The organism is Mucilaginibacter sp., from assembly GCF_025362475.1.
Lineage (GTDB): Bacteria > Bacteroidota > Bacteroidia > Sphingobacteriales > Sphingobacteriaceae > Mucilaginibacter.
The window spans coordinates 23,566-41,782 of the sequence record NZ_JANYGH010000009.1 but is presented as its reverse complement, the minus strand read 5'-3'; the positions used below and the strand labels follow the sequence as shown (position 1 = coordinate 41,782).

Genomic DNA, 18,217 nt, shown 5'->3' with positions numbered 1-18,217 from the left:
TACTAAAGGTTTATTAGCGATTTAATTTTTGTAATAATTACGCAGTCGTGAAGCTGCAAAAACAACATTTACACTACATTTGGACATGCCAAAATTGAAAATCATTTATTGCTTTATATCAATTGTTGCCCTTAGTTTTGTGGGTATTGATGCATTTGCGCAAAAGGAAAGCTATATAGAGAGTTTAAATAAACAAAACCAATGGGTGGATTCTGTTTATAAAAAACTGAGTAAAAAACATCGTGTAGCCCAGCTGCTTTTTGTAAGGGCACATACCAATAAAGGCCAGGCTTATGAAGATTCGGTAGGCAAGGTGATTGAAAAACAGCAAATTGGCGGCCTTGTGTTTTTTCAGGGCGGTCCGGGCAGGCAGGCAAGTCTCACTAATACCTACCAAAAACTGGCTAAAGTGCCGTTACTGATAGCTATGGACGGTGAGTGGGGCCTGGGTATGCGTTTGGACTCTACCATTTCATACCCATACCAGATGACCCTTGGCGCCATACAGGATAATAACCTCATTTATAAAATGGGCCAGCAAGTGGCTTATGATTTTAAACGGATAGGCGCGCAGATAAATTTAGGTCCGGATATGGATGTGAACAATAATCCTGATAACCCGGTGATCAATTACCGCTCGTTTGGCGATAATATGTATAATGTAGCCAGAAAGGGTATTGCCTATTTTAAAGGCATGCAGGATGCCGGTTTGCTAACCACTGCGAAGCATTTCCCCGGTCATGGGGATACCAATGTTGATTCGCATTTTGATCTGCCGCTGTTGCCCTATAGTCGTGGCCGGTTAGATTCGCTGGAAGAATATCCTTTCCGCGAGGCGATCAATGCAGGTATCAGCGGGGTAATGATAGCTCACATGAGCATTCCGGCGCTGGATAGTACTACACATTTACCATCTACCTTATCCCGCCCAATTATTACCGGTGTTTTAAAAGATTCATTGAGATTTAAAGGGCTGGTAGTATCTGATGCAATGGAGATGAAGGGCGTAGTAAAGTACTTTCCCAACGGCGAAGCTGATGTAAGGGCTTTTATTGCAGGTAACGACATCATTGAATTATCAGAAGATTCTAAACGGGCCATCAAGTTGATCAGGAAAGCAGTTAGGCAGGGTAAAGTAAGCAAAGACGAATTTAAAGCCAGGGTGAAAAAGGTATTAGCCGCTAAATATTGGGTCGGGCTAAATAATTACCAGGAAGTACCGCCGGCAAATTTAAGTGAGGATATTAATGGCGCAACCGCTAAAGCACTGGTGCAGCAATTGAGCGATGCTGCCGTAACCGTATTAAAGGGCGATGCATCAACGCTAAAGCTTAATCCATTTTTAAAAACAGCTATTTTAAGCATCGGTGTTTCGTCGCCCACCGTGTTTCAGCAGGAAGTAGCTAGAAGTTTCCCTAACAGCAAATTGTTTATGGTTGATAAAAATACGCAGGCAGTTGAATTAAAAAATATACTGGGTTTATTAAGTCAATACCAGCAAGTAGTAGTAGGTATACATGATACCCGCCTGCGCCCCCAAAGCAAGCTGGATTATACCAGTGATGTAAAACTAATGATTGCCGACCTTGCCGCGCGCAAAAATACCGTAATGAGTGTATTTGCCAATGCATATACAATAGCCGGTCTGCCCGGTATTGAAAACTGCAACGCATTAATGGTATGTTACCAAATGAGCCCCGAGCTGCAAAAATCAGCAGCAAAGGTGTTAACTGGTAACCTAAAACCAACCGGTAAATTGCCGGTAAGCGTTAATGTGTTTTTCCCTACGGGGACGGGGATTGGGTTGCAATAAAATAGATATAAATTTTGTAAAATGTCATTGCGAGCGCAGCGCGGCAATCGCGAACTGTTCGAGGTGAGTTTAATGTTGGTCGCGTATAATATCAAACTTACGAAGTTTTTAAAATTTCGTAAGTTTCTCATTGGCAGGTTTTAACTTTTTTGCCATAGCCAAAGTTTCATCCCAGGTAAACGATTGTCCAATGCCCTTTTGATGGTCGTCAAATCTTTTATCTAATTCATTGCGCTGGTTAATACTTAAGTAATGTTTTCCTTTTTGTGGTTTACCCATAACAATCAGTTTTTGACTCCAAATTTTTCTTAGGTGAATTTATCGTATAAAGCTAAAAATAGTTTTTTCATCAAAATAAATTCGCTATAATAATAAAAAGCCCAAACCTTTAATCACTTAAAACTTAAATTTTATGCCTTGTTTTCACAAATTTTATGGACATCCTGCTCACATGGCGGGAGAAAATGGATTGCTACCAACCTGGGAGGCTGATACATTGATAATTGGGACTTTTAATCCATGCAACGATTGGGTAATAAATAACCAAGCAAATTATTTTTATGGGAGATCTCAATATTTCTGGAAGGCAATCCCTCAATTTGCCTGCTATGATGAAATTGATAATTTAGACGTGGTGGCCCAATTTGATTTTCTTAAAAAAAACCGAATTGCATTAACCGACTTATTAATTTCAATTAATGATGTGGATGTTGAAAATGAAGATCACCGTAATTGGATTGGCAGTTATTTAGATAACGAACTCAATAACTTTCCAGATATTACTTGGAACACAAGTAATATTATAGAGTATATAATTCGCAATAAAATAAAAGCCGTTTATTTTACACGTTTAGGAAACAATGCTCCTTTTGGGGAGCAAATAACCATTATCGAAAATTATTGTAATGTAAATGGGCTTATAAATTTTAGACTACATACACCAACAGGCTTGGGATTGGGAGCAGGAGCTCCAAGAAGAAATAAGCTTATTCATAGATGGTATGAGCAAGGGGGTAATCAGTTTCCATTTTTGTGTCCGGATTTCGATATAAATGACCCCGAATTTGTTTGGCATCTATAATATAACAAGTAACATTCATTTTACCAAGTTGCCATCCCGCCCATCGTTTTCTATCTTTACTAAACAATTATGCAATCCAACTTTAATAAGTACAACGATAAATTCCAGGCGGCTTTAGCGGGTTTAAACCCCGAGCAGCTGGCTGCAGTAAATAAAATGGACGGGCCGGTACTGGTAGTTGCCGGGCCGGGTACAGGTAAAACGCAAATACTGGCGGCGCGGATAGGGAAAATCCTAACCGATACAGATGCCCTGCCCAATGAAATACTGTGCTTAACCTATACAGATGCCGGTGCAGTAGCCATGCGCAAGCGCTTGTTTGAGTTTATTGGTCCCGATGCTTACCGCATCAACATCTATACTTTTCATGCTTTTTGTAACGAGATCATCCAGGAGAACCTGGAGTATTTTGGTAAGCTGAACCTGGAATCATTGTCTGATCTGGAATCGGCTATGCTGTTTCGTGAACTGGTGGATGAGTTTGATAACGACCACCTGCTGAAGCGCTTTACCGGTGATGTATATTACGATACCAAGCGCCTTAAAGACCTCTTCAGCACCATGAAACGCGAGAACTGGGATGCTGCAATGATTGAAACAGCCGTGCAGGAATACCTGGATGATATCCCCAACCGCGAGGAATTTGTTTACAAACGTGCCAACTCCAAAACCGGCATTAAAGTAGGCGACCCAAAGCAAAAGGATATTGATGCCGCGCATGACCTCATGAACAAGCTGGTAGCTGCCGTGCGCGAGTACCAGAACTACGATGCCAAAATGAAGGCCCGTGGCCGGTATGATTATGACGACATGATCATTTGGGTATTGAGGGCTTTCCGCGATAATGAAGAGATTTTGCGTAAATACCAGGAACGGTACCAATATATTTTGGTTGATGAGTTTCAGGATACGAGTGGATCGCAAAACGAGCTGCTGCGGTTTTTACTCAATTACTGGGATGTGCCCAATGTATTTGTGGTGGGCGATGATGATCAGTCGATCTTCAAATTCCAGGGGGCCAATATGAAAAACATTCTTGATTTTGCTACCGACTATGTGAGCACGTTACAGACGGTAGTGCTCAGGCACAATTACCGGTCAAACCAGCATATTCTCGATATTTCAAAGGCCCTCATCAATAATAACTTTGAGCGTTTAACTACCCAGCTTCAACTGGATAAAGATCTGCGTGCATCGCACCCCCGCTTTGTGGAAATGACGGTGGAACCGGTGATCCGTGAATACGAAAATGCCAACCAGGAGTTGGTAGATGTATCGGCACAAATAAAACACCTGATTGATAACGGAACCGAACCGGGCGAAATAGCGGTAATTTACCGCAACCACAGCCAGGTGGAGGAAATGATCCAATACCTGGAGGTAAAAAAGATAGCGGTAAACACCAAACGTAAAATAGATATCTTAACCCAGCCCTTTGGCGAAAAGATCATCAACATTATGAGCTACCTCATGATGGAGCTGGATTCGCCTTATAGCGGTGATGAGTTACTGTTTGAGATATTGCACTATGATTTCTTTAACATTGAGCCCATCGAAATAGCCAAAGCAAGCATCGCGGTATCGCAGGAAAACTTTTCGGCCAATAACCGGGATAAGCAAAGGACATCCATCCGTCGTTACATAAGTGAGCTGCGGCCGCCCGCCCAGCCGGATCTGTTTGCGCCGGATAAATATATGGAGATGAGGTACCTCATGAACAATATTGATGAGTTACTAAAATCGGCGGTGAATGTAACCCTGCAACAGTTTTTCCAGGATGTGATAGCCAAAATGGGGATCCTGCGTTACATCATGCAGCAAACCGATAAAGGAGGCTACATGCAAATGCTCACCAGTTTTTTTGATTTTTTGAAGGACGAAAGTCGTAAGAACCCCGATATTAAACTGGCCGACCTGATGGCCACTATTGAGCTGATGAAAAAGAACAGCATCAGGCTTGATCTGAACAAGGTAATCTTTAGCGACAATGGCGTTAATTTTTTAACCGCCCATGGTTCAAAGGGATTGGAATTTGAACATGTGTTTTTTATCGGCTGCGATAAGCGCACCTGGGATAGCAAGGGCCGCAACAATGGCTTTAGCTTGCCTGATACACTTACCAGTACCTCATCTGATGATATTGCACAGATAGAAGAAGCGCGCCGCTTATTTTATGTGGCTGTTACCCGTGCCAAACAATGCCTCATGATTTCTTACGCCGGTCAGGATAAAAAAGGGAAGGCCCAGGAAGCCAGCAGATTTGTAGGCGAGATATTGGCCAGTACGCACCTGGAAGTAAAATTCCCTAAAGTTACCCCTGAAGTAATGATTGACTTTGTGGCCACCCAGTTTAGTGAGATTGAGAAACCTAAGGTTGAGCTACTGGATACCAATTACATTAACCAGTTGCTGCAAAGTTATACCCTATCGGTAACGCATTTAAATAACTATCTGGATTGTCCGCTGCGTTTTTATTTTCAATGTTTGATACGGGTGCCTTCGGGAAAAAGCCCGTCGGCCACATTTGGGCAAGCGGTGCACTGGGCGCTCAATAAAACCTACAGGTTACTGAAGGAAAACGATAATGAATTCCTGTCTACCGAGCAATTCATGAAAGAGTTTGAATGGTATATGGTGCGTAACAGGGATTCATTTACCAAAAAAGAATATACAACCCGGTTAGCTTACGGCTGGAAGATATTGCCGCCATACTATGAGCAAAATGTTGATACCTGGAACAAAATAGCCGTAACCGAAAAATCCATCAAAAACATTGAGATACAAGGCGTGCCCATAAAAGGTAACCTGGACAAAATGGAGTTTGACGGCAAAAACGTAACAGTTGTGGATTATAAAACCGGTAAAGTAAAAAATGCCAAAGACAAGTTACTGCCCCCAACCCCTGAGGTTCCTATGGGCGGCGATTACTGGCGCCAGGGCGTGTTTTACAAAATATTGGTAGACCATGACCGCACCAACGATTGGGAAGTAATTGACACCATTTTTGATTTTGTAGAACCAGAAAGTGAAGGCGAATACTTTAAGAAAAAGTATGTGATAAGCCCGCAGGATATAGAATTGGTAACCAGTCAGATTACCGAAACTTATCAAAAAATACTGGCCCATGATTTTAATACCGGTTGTGGCAAAAAAGAGTGCCAGTGGTGCCATTTTGTAAAAAGCAATTTTAAACAGGCGGATGAGCTTTTAACCGCGGCGAGCGAGGAAGAAGAGGAAGTGTAAAGGGGGTGAAAAAATGAGGGCATGTGCGATTCCCCTCTTGAGAGGGGCGGAGGGGTGTGTTTTGTCAGGCGCAGAAACACACCCCTGCCATTTCACCTTCCCAAGCGCCCCTCTCAAGAGGGAATTTTAAAAATGACAAAGAGAATCATATCAATCTAATAATGCTATAAATTAAGGTTCCGACAGAAAATCCAATACCACCCAATGAAATACATCACCCTAATCCTCCTTTTAATCACAGCCTCAGCCTCGGCCCAAACCATCATCAAACAGGATGAAAAAATTAAACAAATGGTTGATGAGGTGTCCTCCAAAAACATCGAGACTACCATTCGCAAATTGGTAACCTTTAAAAGTCGGCATACGCTGAGCGATACCAGCAACAAAGCCACCGGCAGCGGTGCGGCGCGTAACTGGATCAAGGCAGAAATGGAAAAATATGCCAGGGAATCGGGCGGACGAATGACCGTTCAATTTGATACGTTCACGCAGCCTAAGGGCACACGCATTGATAAACCGGTAAAACTTAAAAATGTACTGGCCATATTAAAGGGTACCGACCCGGCCGATACACGTGTATACCTGGTATCGGGACATTATGATTCAAGGATTAACGATGTAATGGACGCCAATGGGGTGGAGCCTGGGGCAAATGATGATGCATCGGGTACCGCACTTTCTATGGAACTGGCAAGGGTGATGGCTAAACGGTCGTTCCCGGCAACTATAATTTTTATGACAGTAGTAGGCGAGGAACAAGGATTATATGGATCTACAAACGTAGCCAAACGCGCCAAAGCCGAAAACTGGAACGTAGATGCCATGCTGAACAATGATATTGTAGGCAATACCCACGGTATGGAAACAGATTTGAAAGATAACCGCAGCGTTCGGGTTTTTAGCGATGGGATACCAACCAATGCTACGGACAAACAGGTGGCTGCCTTAAAATCATTAGGAGGCGAAAATGACAGCCCCTCGCGTGAGTTGGCCCGTTACGCCAAGGAAACCGGCGAACGGTATGTTGACCAGCTTGATGTAAAACTCATTTACCGCCGCGACCGTTACCTGCGTGGTGGCGATCACCTGCCGTTTTTGGAACAGGGCTTTACGGCCGTACGGTTCACCGAAATGAATGAGGACTTTAACCGCCAGCACCAGAATATCCGTACAGAAAATGGAGTGGAATATGGCGATCTGCCCGATTTTGTTGATTTTAACTATGTGCAAAAAGTAGCCCGCATGAACCTGTCGGTATTGGCCAACCTTGCCTCGGCACCCGGTCGACCGCAAAATGTAGGCATCATAACCAGCGATCTTACCAATAAAACCAAACTCACTTGGGAAACGCCGGCTACCGGCAAAAAACCAGCCGGTTATTACGTACTGATGCGCGAAACTACGAGCGCTTTTTGGGAAAGGAAATTTTACGTAACCGCTACAACCGCTACACTGGCTTACTCAAAAGATAATTACTTTTTTGCAGTACAGGCTGTAGATGCCGACGGGCATGAGAGTTTGCCGGTTTTTCCTAAGCCGGTGAGGTAGGGGCCCAAAAAGTCCTGTCATTCTGAGCGATAGCGAAGAATCCATTATTGAACTTTAAAAGCTGACGATGCATGTCGGTAAATAGATCCTTCACTATCGTTCAGGATGACAAAAAGGAAAAATATTGTAAGTTTGTATTATGTATTTCTTTAGAAAAAAAGATCCCAACAGGCCAACAAACATTAATCTGCGCATTATGCATATTATAAATGCTATTGCCATAACTATGTTTTTAGCTGGCATCATCTATAAGCTGATACAAGTGTTCATACTCAAAAAATGATGGAAATAATAAACACCAATAACGCGCCTGCACCTATCGGGCCATACAGCCAGGCAACTGTTGCCGGTAACTTTGTATTTGTTTCGGGTCAAATCCCGCTTAATCCTGCTACCGGCGAACTGGTAACCAGCGGCATTAAAGATGAAGCTGTGCTGGTAATGGAAAACATTAAAGCCATTTTAACTGAGGCTGGCATCGGTTTCGGAAACATTGTTAAAACCAGCATATTTTTAACCGACCTTGGGAATTTTGGCCAGGTAAATGAAGTGTACGGCACTTATTTTACCGCTAACTTCCCAGCCCGCGAAACGGTACAGGTATCTGCATTGCCAAAAGGGGTAAATGTGGAGATCTCGGTTATTGCAGTAAAATAGAATGACGTTTTAAAAGGTTTGTCATCCTGAGGAACGAAGGATCTATTCGCAGACTGTACAGGGTGAAGAAACATGGCGAATAATAGATGCTTCACTGCGTTCAGCATGACAAATTGGTTAAAATAAACATGTCATCCCGAGGAGTGAAATTTTGGGAAACTTTAAAAAAAGGCTGTCCTGCTGAGCCTGTCGAAGCATGTGGGCAAAGGCCTCTACGCGCGACCCTTCGACAAGCTCAGGGTGACAGGCCTTTTTAGAATGCAAATACGTTAAATAACAAACGCGTCATTGCTGGGCACAAAGCAATCCCAAACTATACAGGGCGAACCTGCAAATCGGAGATTGCTTTGTTCCCCGCAATGACGATTTTATAATATATGGTTCTCAAATAAACCTATGGATCCTTTTCAAACACCCATCGTATACCTAAAAGGTGTTGGCCAGGCCCGGGCCGAAGTTTTGAAAAAAGAATTAGGTTTAGCTAATTTCGAGGATTTGCTGCGGCATTTTCCTTTCCGGTATATTGATCGTACCAAGTTTTATAAAGTAAAAGATATTCAGTCCGATCTGCCTTATGTACAGGTGCTGGCCCGCGTTATTAGCAAACAGGTAGTGGGCGAAAAGCAAACCAAGCGCCTTGTAGTACAAAGCCGTGATGACACCGGCACACTGGAACTGGTTTGGTTTAAAGGCATTAACTGGATAGAGAAAACCATTGTTCCCGGTACTGTATATATTGTATTTGGCAAACCCGGTTTTTTTAACGGGCAGGCGCAAATGGCGCATCCCGAAATGGAGATATACTCACCTGCCACCATGCAGCGGCAGGGAAACGCTACTTTGCAGCCGGTATATAATTCTACCGAAAAGCTAAAGCAGTTTCAGCTGGATAGTAAGGGAATCCAGAAACTTACCTCCGTTTTATTAGGTCTGCATGCTAAGGATATCAATGAGAATTTACCGCTGTATATCCTCCAGCACTTTAAACTAATTGGCCGTGCAGAGGCCTACCGGAATATTCATTTCCCCGCGGATGCCAACTTACTGAATGAGGCGCTGCATCGCTTAAAATTCGAAGAATTATTCCTTTTGCAATTGAAGCTATTGCGCAATAAGCTGCTGCATACTCAAAAATTTAAAGGGAATGTTTTTAATACTGTTGGTCATTATTTTAATGATTTTTATCACCATAAGTTACCCTTTCAATTAACTACGCCTCAAAAACGCGTGCTGAAAGAGATAAGGCAGGATACCCAGCGCGGTGTGCAGATGAATCGCCTGTTGCAGGGTGATGTGGGCAGCGGTAAAACTGTTGTTGCATTGATGGCCATGCTGATTGCTGTTGATAATGGCTTTCAAACCTGTATCATGGCACCTACCGAGATATTGGCTAGTCAGCATTTTCAAACAATCAGCAGTTTGGTAGGCGAGGGCTTTATCGAGGTGGCACTGCTAACCGGCTCTACCAAACAAAAAGACCGTAAAGTACTGCATCAGAAACTGGAAAGCGGCGAATTGAAAATACTCATAGGTACCCATGCTTTGATAGAGGATAAAGTGCAATTCAAAAACCTGGGTTTTGTGGTGATTGATGAGCAGCACCGCTTTGGGGTAGAGCAGCGGGCAAAGCTATGGCGAAAAAATATTATACCACCTCACATCCTGGTGATGACGGCCACGCCCATACCCCGTACCCTGGCCATGACCTTGTATGGCGACCTGGATGTATCTGTAATAGATGAATTACCCGCCGGGCGTAAGCCTATTCAAACGCTTCATTTCTTCGAAAATCAGCGCCTGCGGGTTTTCGGCTTCATGAAAAAAGAAATTGCATTGGGCCGGCAAATTTACATTGTATATCCCCTGATCCAGGAAAGTGAAAAGCTCGATCTGAAAAACCTGGAGGATGGTATCGCGGTTATGTCGCGCGAGTTTCCACTGCCCGATTATCGCATAAGTATAGTTCATGGCAAACTAAAACCTGCCGATAAGGAATTTGAAATGCAGCGCTTCATCAAAGGTGAAACGCAGATCATGGTGGCAACCACGGTTATCGAGGTGGGGGTGAATGTGCCCAACGCCTCGGTAATGATCATTGAAAATGCCGAGCGGTTCGGTCTGTCGCAACTGCACCAGCTGCGTGGCAGGGTAGGGCGTGGGGCCGAGCAATCCTATTGTATTTTGATGAGCAGTCATAAGCTGAGTCAGGATGGTAAGATTCGCCTGGATACCATGGTGAAAACCAATAACGGCTTCGAGATTTCTGAAATTGACCTGCAGCTGCGTGGTCCCGGTAATTTGGATGGCACCCAGCAAAGCGGCGTGCTCGACCTGAAGGTGGCCAACCTGGCAACAGACCAGGAGCTGTTATTCAAAGCCCGCAAAACGGTAGAGCAAATATTGGCGAAAGATCCTCAGCTGGCCCTGCCCGAAAATCAGGTGTTGCACCATTCCTTCCAAACAAAAAATGCGGGTTTAAGCTGGGATAAAATTTCCTGAGTCTTTCATTATTGCCGCAAAATATTACATTTGTTTCCGACTGACTTTTGTTGATCATTTCATCAATAATTATCGTGCATAAACGTACATTATTGATGATTTATCGCCGTTTATTGACTAATTAATTTCGATGAAAAAAAGATTTACCCTACTATTTTCTGTGCTGTTATCAGCAAACCTGCTCCACGCGCAGGACTCATTAACCATCCGTAAAATTTACGATGAAGCCCTTGTAAACGGCAAAAGTTACGAAAGCCTGCGCTACCTGTGTAAAGGTATCGGTCAGCGTTTAAGCGGTTCGGCCAACGCCCAAAAAGCGGTGGACTGGAGTAAGAAATTGATGGAAAGCTATGGCTTTGATAAGGTTTATTTGCAGGAAGTTATGGTTCCGCATTGGGTTAGGGGCGCAAAAGAAACCGCCTTCATCATTGATGGCAAAACCCGTATCCCGGTGCCGATAGCAGCATTAGGAATGACGGTAGCGACACCAAAAGAAGGAATAACCGCAAATGTTATTGAAGTACAAAGCCTGAAAGAGGTAGAAACTCTTGGAGAAAGCGTTATAAAAGGTAAAATAGTTTTCTTTAACAGGCCCTTCGATCCAAGGTTTATTGAAACCGGTCGCGCTTACGGAACTGCTGGTGATCAGCGTTTTATGGGGCCGGCTGTTGCGGCCAAATATGGCGCTGTTGGTGTTATAGTTCGCTCACTTACGGAGTCGCTGGATGATTATCCGCATACCGGTGCAACTTTGGCTGATAAGGATGGGAAGAATATCCCGGCAGCAGCGATATCAACAAAGGCGGCTAACAGGTTAAGCACCATGCTTAAATTGCGTAAGCTGCCATTGGTTAAGTTTTACTTTAAACAAAGCTGCCAAACACTGCCCGATGTGTTATCATACAATGTAGTGGGCGAATTAACCGGCACCGAGCACCCCAATAAGTTTATCACTGTAGGTGGTCACCTTGATTCATGGGATTTGGCAGAAGGAGCCCACGATGATGGTACCGGTGTAATGCAATCGGTTGAGGTTTTAAGGGTATTTAAAGCGATAGGATATCGTCCTAAAAACTCGGTACGTGCAGTGTTTTTCATGAACGAGGAAAATGGCGACAAAGGCGGCGCCAAATACGCCGAGCTTGCTGCACAAAACAAAGAAGAACATATTGCGGCTATTGAAACAGACGAAGGCGGCTTTACGCCACGGGGCTTTAGTTTTGCTGATGTATCCAATGATTTTATAAAAAAGATAAACAATAACTGGAAAGCACTATTTGAACCGTACGAAGTTGACCAGCTAACCATTGGTGGAGCCGGTACAGATATTGAGCCGATGAAAGAGAAATTGCCGGGAGTAATCCTGATTGGGTTTAGGCCCGATTCTCAGCGCTATTTTGATATCCACCACACACCAAACGATGTTTTCGAGAACGTGAACAAACGCGAGCTTGAACTGGGTGCAGCAGGTATAGCATCCTTAATTTATTTGATAGATCAGCACGGGTTATAATTTCAGATATGCAGATTGTAGATGTGCAGATTATAGATGTGCAGATATGCAAATTTCAAATGTGCAGATTAAGTATATAGATTAATAAGCCTATTTCCCGCCGCCTGTGTCCTCACAGGCGGCTTTTTTATTCTGTTAGATTAGGAAGCCCTACTTTGATAATTGCAATTTGCATATCTGCACATCAACATCCCGCATCACAAAAAAATCCTGTTAATCCTGCAAAATCTTGTTAATCGTGTTGTAAATTTGCGGCACATCTAAAACAACACTGTGGCCGAAGAAGGAGATAGTAAACCCAAAATTGATTCCTTTGCAGCATTGCGATATAAAGATTTCAGGTCTTACATCGGGATGCGCTTTTGTTTCACCTTTGCATATTCAATGCAGGCCGTTGTAATCGGCTTTTATATTTACCAGTTAACAAAAAGCGCGTTTGCGTTGGGGCTTGTAGGTTTGTGCGAGGCCATACCGGCAGTGTGTATTGCCTTATATGGAGGTTATATTGCCGATAAGTCCGAAAAGCGCAAAATGCTGTTATTCATTTTTAGCGGGGTAATCCTTACCTCTCTTGTAATGTTTACGGTTACCCTCAAAAGCATGAGTGGGGTTATCCATGCCGGTTGGATAGTACCTGTCATTTATATCATGATCTTTTGCAATGGTATTGCCAGGGCCTTTTACGGACCTGCAACTTTCACCATTTACGCGCATAGTATACCCAAAGAATTATATCCTAACGGAAGCACCTGGAGCAGTTCGAGCTGGCAGGTTGCCTCTATTATAGGTCCGGCGGCTGGTGGCTTAATCTATGGCTATTCTGATAAGCTGATCCCTGGCTTAAGCGGTATTACAGCAACATTTGTTGTAATTATCTTTTTCTTGCTGGTGTCATTAATGCTTGTTGCATTATTACGTAAATATCCGCCGGTATTTGTACCTAAGGAAAGTATCTGGAAAAGCCTTTCTGAAGGCATCCACTTTGTGTTTAGCAATAAAATGATGATTGGCGCCATGAGCCTTGACCTGTTCTCGGTGTTTTTTGGCGGCGCTGTGGCATTGTTACCCATATTTGCCAACGAGATATTAAAAGTAGGAGCCGAAGGGTTGGGCATTATGCGGGCAACCTCGTCATTAGGTGCAGTATTAACCATGCTGGTCATGACCAGGTTTTCGCCTATGGGTAAGCCCTGGCGTAATTTGCTTATCGCGGTAACGGGTTTTGGCGTTTCTATTATCTGTTTTGGTTTATCGCGAAGCTTTTACCTGTCGCTATTGTTTTTATTTACCGAAGGTGCATTTGATAGCGTTAGCGTAATTATTCGCGGTACCATTATGCAACTGTTAACTCCAGATCATATGCGAGGCCGTGTATCGGCAGTAAACCAGATGTTTATCGGCTCATCAAATGAGATAGGCGCTTTTGAATCAGGAACGGCTGCCCGCCTGTTGGGTACCGTGCCTTCAGTGATATTTGGTGGCAGCATGACTATGATCATCGTGGGCATTACCTACCTTAAAACTAAAAAGCTGATCCCATTATCGCTACAACAGATACAACCACCCAAGGTGGAAGCTGAAACATCTGTTTAGCCGCGTGTGTATTTATATCTTTATTACCTAATAATAATGGTGAAATGATTCCAAGGGGGATATTAGATATAACTTATACAGATGTGTTCAGGGGGCTGTATTATTGTTTCCTGGATTTTATTAAAATTAAAGAAGCATATAATACTCCTATAAATGAGGATGAGGTGATTTGCCTTTCCGTACGTTCTGGCTTTGATGTTTTATTGAGCGCGCTTGATTTGCCAATAGGGAGCGAAATAATAGTTACTTGTATCAATATCCCCGATATGTTTGCTATTATAACTGCCCATCAATTGGTTGCTGTGCCGTTGCCTATTAATAAAAACACGTTGAGCATTTCGCCACAGCATTTAAAAGAGGCTGTTACGCCCAATACAAAGGCCATATTAATTACCCATCTTTTCGGCGTTATCACAGACCTGGATGAAATTGTGGCCATAGCTAAGGAATATAACATAATGGTGATTGAAGATAGGGCACAGGCCTTTGCGGGGCCTGTTCTTAGCAGGAATATACTATCGGATGTAATCATGTTTAGTTTTGGCCTTATCAAAACTAACACTACGGTAAGTGGTGCTTTACTTCAAATAAAGTATCCTTCCATTTGCAGTAAAGTAATTGCACTTAACAGGCAATCACCCACGCAGCGCAGTTCTGTTTTCTTCAAAAAACTTTTCAAGGTTTTAGTGATGAAGATACTAACCGCTAAAGTTATTTATACTTTGTTCTATAAAATATGCATAGCCAAAGGGAAAGATTTTGATGCAGTGTTATCCGGATTTACAAAGGGTTTTCCCGGCGAAAGTATGCTGGTAAAAATAAGATTCCAGCCCTGTGCGCCAAACATCAGGTTGATTAACTACAGACTGAAAAACTTTAAAGCTGATGTTATTGATCAAAGGAAAAAGCTGGCATCAGATATTTTAAAAGATGTTTCGGCAACAATTTTAATTGGCGCCTGCGCCAAGCAGCATAACCATTGGGTTTTACCTGTAAAAACAGAAAAAACCGCCATGCTTATTGATTATTTACGATCAAATGGATTTGATGCAACCCAAAAAGCATCAAGTCTGGTAAAGCTTTCATCACCGGTAACAGTAGTTAACGATGATGAGCTTAATCTTGAAAATTTGGTTTACTTACCCATGTACCCCGGTATGAATACCCTTGAAAGGAACAGGCTGGCAGCGTTGTTAAAAAGCTTTGCCAGCGCGTAAGTTATCATCTACGCCAACACGCTATCTACCCAGGCCTTACCCCAGTTTTCAATTTCTTCGACGGTCCAGAGTGATGGATAAAATATACGTTTCTGGAAACGCGGAGGCAGGTACTTTTGCCAGTTGGTGCCACCGGTAGCTTTAATTTCTTCGGGCTCGCGGTTAAGGTAACGAACGGCAGATTTATAATGTGATAGCGGCCAGTTCACATTTACATTGATATCAAGTTGGCGCAACTCATTTTTTAATTCGGGGGTAAATTGACCTGCCGCTTCAAATTTGAGGGCCAGGGTATTAAAATTATAATTTGCCGCTGCTTTTCCAAGTTCAATGAAAGTTTTGGAATACTTTTTTTCGAATTGTTTAAGTGTCAAGGTTTTTTTTCCGGTTGATAACTCGGTTGCTCCAAATTTCCAGTAAAGGTATTCAAACTGCTCTTCGATGGGGGCATCACGCAATTCTTCCCGTTTATCTTTAGCAACCAGGTTAATAAAATCGGTAGCGTAAATTTCAATCATTCGGTATTGTCCTGATTGAAATCCACTGGCTGGCAATAATGACATTCTGAATTTGAGGAACTGCTCTTTCTCCATACCATCAACCATGATCTCGAATGATTGGGTTAAAGCGCCAAAATAACGGTTAATGCGTTTTAAACGCGCTGTTAAAAATTCTGCGGTTAATGGTTGGGCTTCTGCAATCTGGCGGCACTCGTGCAGGGCCAGCTTAAAGTAAAGTTCGGTTATCTGGTGATAGATGATGAATATTTCTTCGTCGGGGAAAGGTGTTTTAGGACTTTGCAGGCTCAGTAAAGTATCCAGGTGGATATAATCCCAGTACGTTAGAAAATCGGCATAAAGTAAGCCGTCTAAGTATGAGTTCATATCCTGGCCCATGGCCTCATATTTTTCTTGTAGTTGCGACAGGCGCTCCTCAATCTCGGGATGGAATTGCATGGCCAAAGTTAATAAAAATGAAATGAGCTTAAATAGGGGTATTGATCTGCAAAAGATAAAACATTTTTGAGATGAGAGCGTATTATGTCTGAATCTGAGTTTATTGGATTAACGAATTGCTAAAATTTTATGTTCTTGTTTGATGTATAGGTAATTCTGTTAATTTTATAGAACCAGAAAAATCCGGTTTGTTCAAATCCTTAACCCTTAAATATCATGAAAATCAATAATGTACTCATAGGCGTTGACGAGAGTACCTACGCCCACAATGCAGTTGCTTATGGCTTTGATATTGCCCGCAAGTATAACGCGGCAGTTGGTTTAGTACATATTATTGAACCCGTTATATATCCGCCCGATACTAACGATGGCTTAGTCGGTATGTCCATGGATCCAGCTATGGGCCAGATGCAGGTTGAGCTTGTAAACCTACAAAGTGAACACTCATCAACCGTTATAGAGGGTTTGATAAAAGAATTTGGAACCGGGCTAGTTGTAACTAAGTTTATTGAATTTGACGATGCCGGTAATGGGATAATAAATTGTGCAAAACAATTTAATGCAGATTTGATAGTAGTAGGCACCCACAAACGTTCGGGTCTTGATCGTTTGCTGTCTGGAAGTATAGCGGAGAGCGTCATCCGACACTCAGATATACCTGTGATGGTAGTACCTTTTGCAGAATAGGTCCGGTTCGGGGTTCGTGTTGCGTGGTTCGGGTGGCATAAGCTTGAAAGCTTTCGCTATCAACCCATGCAAGCCGAATCCTGAAACCTTAATATAGTAATCTGAATTTTATGGTATGTTCAATGGCCTTTAGCTGATTGAGTACTTCGGTATCATAACCAGTGTTCACGTCAGTAATTACGTATCCTATTTGTGGGTTGGTAACCAAAAATTCACCTACTATATTGATGTTATGGCGCGCAAATACATCATTTATTTTGGCCAGTATACCCGGTACGTTTTTGTGGATGTGAATTAGTCGGTGAGCGTTGTTAACCCTTGGTGGCTGCAGATCAGGGAAGTTACAGCTTGTATGCGTTTTTCCTTCGTTCATGAAAGCCATAACTCTTTTGGGGATAAAATCGTTGTTATGGGGATTATGCTTAGGATCGTCAAATATGATAATGCCGCAACCAGTAGCTGCATCGGCCAGTTTGCGGTTGCATTTTCCAAAAATACCTATCACTTTTAACCTGCCTGCATTCTGGATCTGCTCTGGATTAGGCTGATGCCCTTCATCACAGAATAAAACTCCCGCTTCTTCTAAATATTTTTCTTCAATATCTTCCCTGTTGCGGATGTTGTAACCTTCCTTTTTCATCTGCGCCTGGGCATCCTCATCAATATTGCCTACTACCAGGCATTTAATGCGGTTTTTAGGGTATGATATAGCCCTTGGCAGTTTATTAATGTACAGGAACTCATCAAAGCTTGGGGTAATATGGTCGGCTTTTTCGGCTACGGATTTGCGTTCAATATTCTCGGTAAAGGCAAAGAATTTTTTGATCATACCTGATTCCTTTAGCTGGAAATCAGAATAGCCATCACCAATGCCATAAATATCACCTGGCAACTGTAATTCTTTCAACAATTTAACCTTACCACCCTCTTGCGAAAGGGGATTGGTGCGGTCGTAACCTACAATATTACCTTCTTCATCAAACTCGAAGGTATTGGCGTAAATGTTTTCTTTTTTGATGTGATACTCGGTAACCACGGGTGTAATGAATTCTTTAAAACCACCTGATACGATCAAAACCTCATCCTGGTGATTTTTAAAGAAAATAGTATTACGGGAAAATGATGTAGATACTTTTTTCTTAAGATGGCTTATCAGCTGCTTTAAATGATCGCGGTTGGCCTGCAATAATTTAACCCTTGCTTCTAAACTTTGAGTAAAGGATAACTTGCCTTCCATGGAGGCATTGGTTAAATCTTCAATCTGTTTGTAAATACCCTCCCTGTCGGGGTGATTTTTGAGAGATATACGGGCCAGTTCGTCAAGGGCCTCAACCTGTGTAAACGTGCTGTCGAAATCAATAATAAAGTACTGCTCCATCTTGGGTGCAAAGGTGCGAAAAATTTTGTAGA

At 42.7% G+C, this 18,217-nt stretch carries 14 protein-coding genes; 11 read left to right on the top strand and 3 right to left on the bottom strand.

From position 1 onward, the window contains the following. The first annotated feature begins 85 nt into the window (after window positions 1-85). Window positions 86-1,813: a glycoside hydrolase family 3 N-terminal domain-containing protein gene (locus Q0R88_RS04530; protein ID WP_295712881.1), complete on the top strand. Its 1,728-nt coding sequence runs from the start codon at window positions 86-88 to the stop codon at window positions 1,811-1,813. 108 nt (window positions 1,814-1,921) lie between these two features. Here Q0R88_RS04530 and Q0R88_RS04525 read toward each other — a convergent pair whose 3' ends face one another. Next, window positions 1,922-2,092, bottom strand: a complete 171-nt coding sequence (locus tag Q0R88_RS04525) for a hypothetical protein (RefSeq protein WP_295712878.1) — start codon at window positions 2,090-2,092, stop codon at window positions 1,922-1,924. A 172-nt stretch (window positions 2,093-2,264) separates the two neighbouring features. On the opposite strand from Q0R88_RS04525, the gene Q0R88_RS04520 reads away from it, so the two are divergent. The 9 genes from Q0R88_RS04520 (at window position 2,265) to Q0R88_RS04485 (ending at window position 15,164) form a co-directional block, all read left to right on the top strand. Then, window positions 2,265-2,894 (top strand): hypothetical protein, encoded by a 630-nt coding sequence (locus Q0R88_RS04520; protein WP_295712876.1) that lies wholly within the window; start codon window positions 2,265-2,267, stop codon window positions 2,892-2,894. Between the two features lie 69 nt (window positions 2,895-2,963). Then, window positions 2,964-6,137, top strand: coding sequence for an ATP-dependent DNA helicase (locus Q0R88_RS04515; protein ID WP_295712872.1), 3,174 nt, complete (start codon window positions 2,964-2,966; stop codon window positions 6,135-6,137). Window positions 6,138-6,341: 204 nt separating this feature from the next. Beyond that, entirely contained in the window at window positions 6,342-7,685 is a 1,344-nt protein-coding gene (locus Q0R88_RS04510; protein ID WP_295712869.1) for a M28 family peptidase, read from the top strand. A 139-nt stretch (window positions 7,686-7,824) separates the two neighbouring features. Further along, window positions 7,825-7,968: a DUF6728 family protein gene (locus tag Q0R88_RS27170; protein WP_366086741.1), complete on the top strand. Its 144-nt coding sequence runs from the start codon at window positions 7,825-7,827 to the stop codon at window positions 7,966-7,968. Further along, window positions 7,965-8,342 carry a RidA family protein gene (locus Q0R88_RS04505; protein WP_295712866.1) on the top strand — a complete coding sequence of 126 codons (378 nt, stop codon included), beginning with the start codon at window positions 7,965-7,967 and terminating at the stop codon, window positions 8,340-8,342. The genes Q0R88_RS27170 and Q0R88_RS04505 overlap by 4 nt, the downstream gene beginning before the upstream one ends. A gap of 396 nt (window positions 8,343-8,738) precedes the next feature. Continuing rightward, window positions 8,739-10,841, top strand: a complete 2,103-nt coding sequence (gene recG / locus Q0R88_RS04500; protein WP_295712863.1) for an ATP-dependent DNA helicase RecG — start codon at window positions 8,739-8,741, stop codon at window positions 10,839-10,841. Window positions 10,842-10,971: 130 nt separating this feature from the next. After that, window positions 10,972-12,354 (top strand): M20/M25/M40 family metallo-hydrolase, encoded by a 1,383-nt coding sequence (locus Q0R88_RS04495; protein ID WP_295712860.1) that lies wholly within the window; start codon window positions 10,972-10,974, stop codon window positions 12,352-12,354. 273 nt (window positions 12,355-12,627) lie between these two features. After that, window positions 12,628-13,947: an MFS transporter gene (locus Q0R88_RS04490; RefSeq protein ID WP_295712857.1), complete on the top strand. Its 1,320-nt coding sequence runs from the start codon at window positions 12,628-12,630 to the stop codon at window positions 13,945-13,947. A 44-nt stretch (window positions 13,948-13,991) separates the two neighbouring features. Beyond that, window positions 13,992-15,164, top strand: coding sequence for an aminotransferase class V-fold PLP-dependent enzyme (locus Q0R88_RS04485; RefSeq protein ID WP_295712854.1), 1,173 nt, complete (start codon window positions 13,992-13,994; stop codon window positions 15,162-15,164). Between the two features lie 8 nt (window positions 15,165-15,172). Here Q0R88_RS04485 and Q0R88_RS04480 read toward each other — a convergent pair whose 3' ends face one another. Further along, a complete protein-coding gene (locus Q0R88_RS04480) occupies window positions 15,173-16,120 on the bottom strand; it encodes a tryptophan 2,3-dioxygenase family protein (RefSeq protein ID WP_295712851.1) in 948 nt (315 codons plus the stop codon). A gap of 216 nt (window positions 16,121-16,336) precedes the next feature. Here Q0R88_RS04480 and Q0R88_RS04475 point away from each other — a divergent pair, with 216 nt between their 5' ends. Continuing rightward, window positions 16,337-16,807, top strand: coding sequence for a universal stress protein (locus Q0R88_RS04475; RefSeq protein ID WP_295712848.1), 471 nt, complete (start codon window positions 16,337-16,339; stop codon window positions 16,805-16,807). Between the two features lie 88 nt (window positions 16,808-16,895). On the opposite strand, the gene Q0R88_RS04470 is transcribed toward Q0R88_RS04475, so the two are convergent. Further along, a complete protein-coding gene (locus tag Q0R88_RS04470; RefSeq protein ID WP_295712846.1) occupies window positions 16,896-18,185 on the bottom strand; it encodes an HAD-IB family phosphatase in 1,290 nt (429 codons plus the stop codon). Window positions 18,186-18,217: the final 32 nt, after the last annotated feature.

Coding starts and splice junctions, on each gene's coding strand:
- Q0R88_RS04530 (WP_295712881.1), top strand. CDS start 86: ATGCCAAAATTGAAAATCATTTATTGCTTTATATCAATTGTTGCCCTT.
- Q0R88_RS04525 (WP_295712878.1), bottom strand. CDS start 2,092: ATGGGTAAACCACAAAAAGGAAAACATTACTTAAGTATTAACCAGCGC.
- Q0R88_RS04520 (WP_295712876.1), top strand. CDS start 2,265: ATGGCGGGAGAAAATGGATTGCTACCAACCTGGGAGGCTGATACATTG.
- Q0R88_RS04515 (WP_295712872.1), top strand. CDS start 2,964: ATGCAATCCAACTTTAATAAGTACAACGATAAATTCCAGGCGGCTTTA.
- Q0R88_RS04510 (WP_295712869.1), top strand. CDS start 6,342: ATGAAATACATCACCCTAATCCTCCTTTTAATCACAGCCTCAGCCTCG.
- Q0R88_RS27170 (WP_366086741.1), top strand. CDS start 7,825: ATGTATTTCTTTAGAAAAAAAGATCCCAACAGGCCAACAAACATTAAT.
- Q0R88_RS04505 (WP_295712866.1), top strand. CDS start 7,965: ATGATGGAAATAATAAACACCAATAACGCGCCTGCACCTATCGGGCCA.
- recG (WP_295712863.1), top strand. CDS start 8,739: ATGGATCCTTTTCAAACACCCATCGTATACCTAAAAGGTGTTGGCCAG.
- Q0R88_RS04495 (WP_295712860.1), top strand. CDS start 10,972: ATGAAAAAAAGATTTACCCTACTATTTTCTGTGCTGTTATCAGCAAAC.
- Q0R88_RS04485 (WP_295712854.1), top strand. CDS start 13,992: ATGATTCCAAGGGGGATATTAGATATAACTTATACAGATGTGTTCAGG.
- Q0R88_RS04480 (WP_295712851.1), bottom strand. CDS start 16,120: ATGCAATTCCATCCCGAGATTGAGGAGCGCCTGTCGCAACTACAAGAA.
- Q0R88_RS04475 (WP_295712848.1), top strand. CDS start 16,337: ATGAAAATCAATAATGTACTCATAGGCGTTGACGAGAGTACCTACGCC.
- Q0R88_RS04470 (WP_295712846.1), bottom strand. CDS start 18,185: ATGGAGCAGTACTTTATTATTGATTTCGACAGCACGTTTACACAGGTT.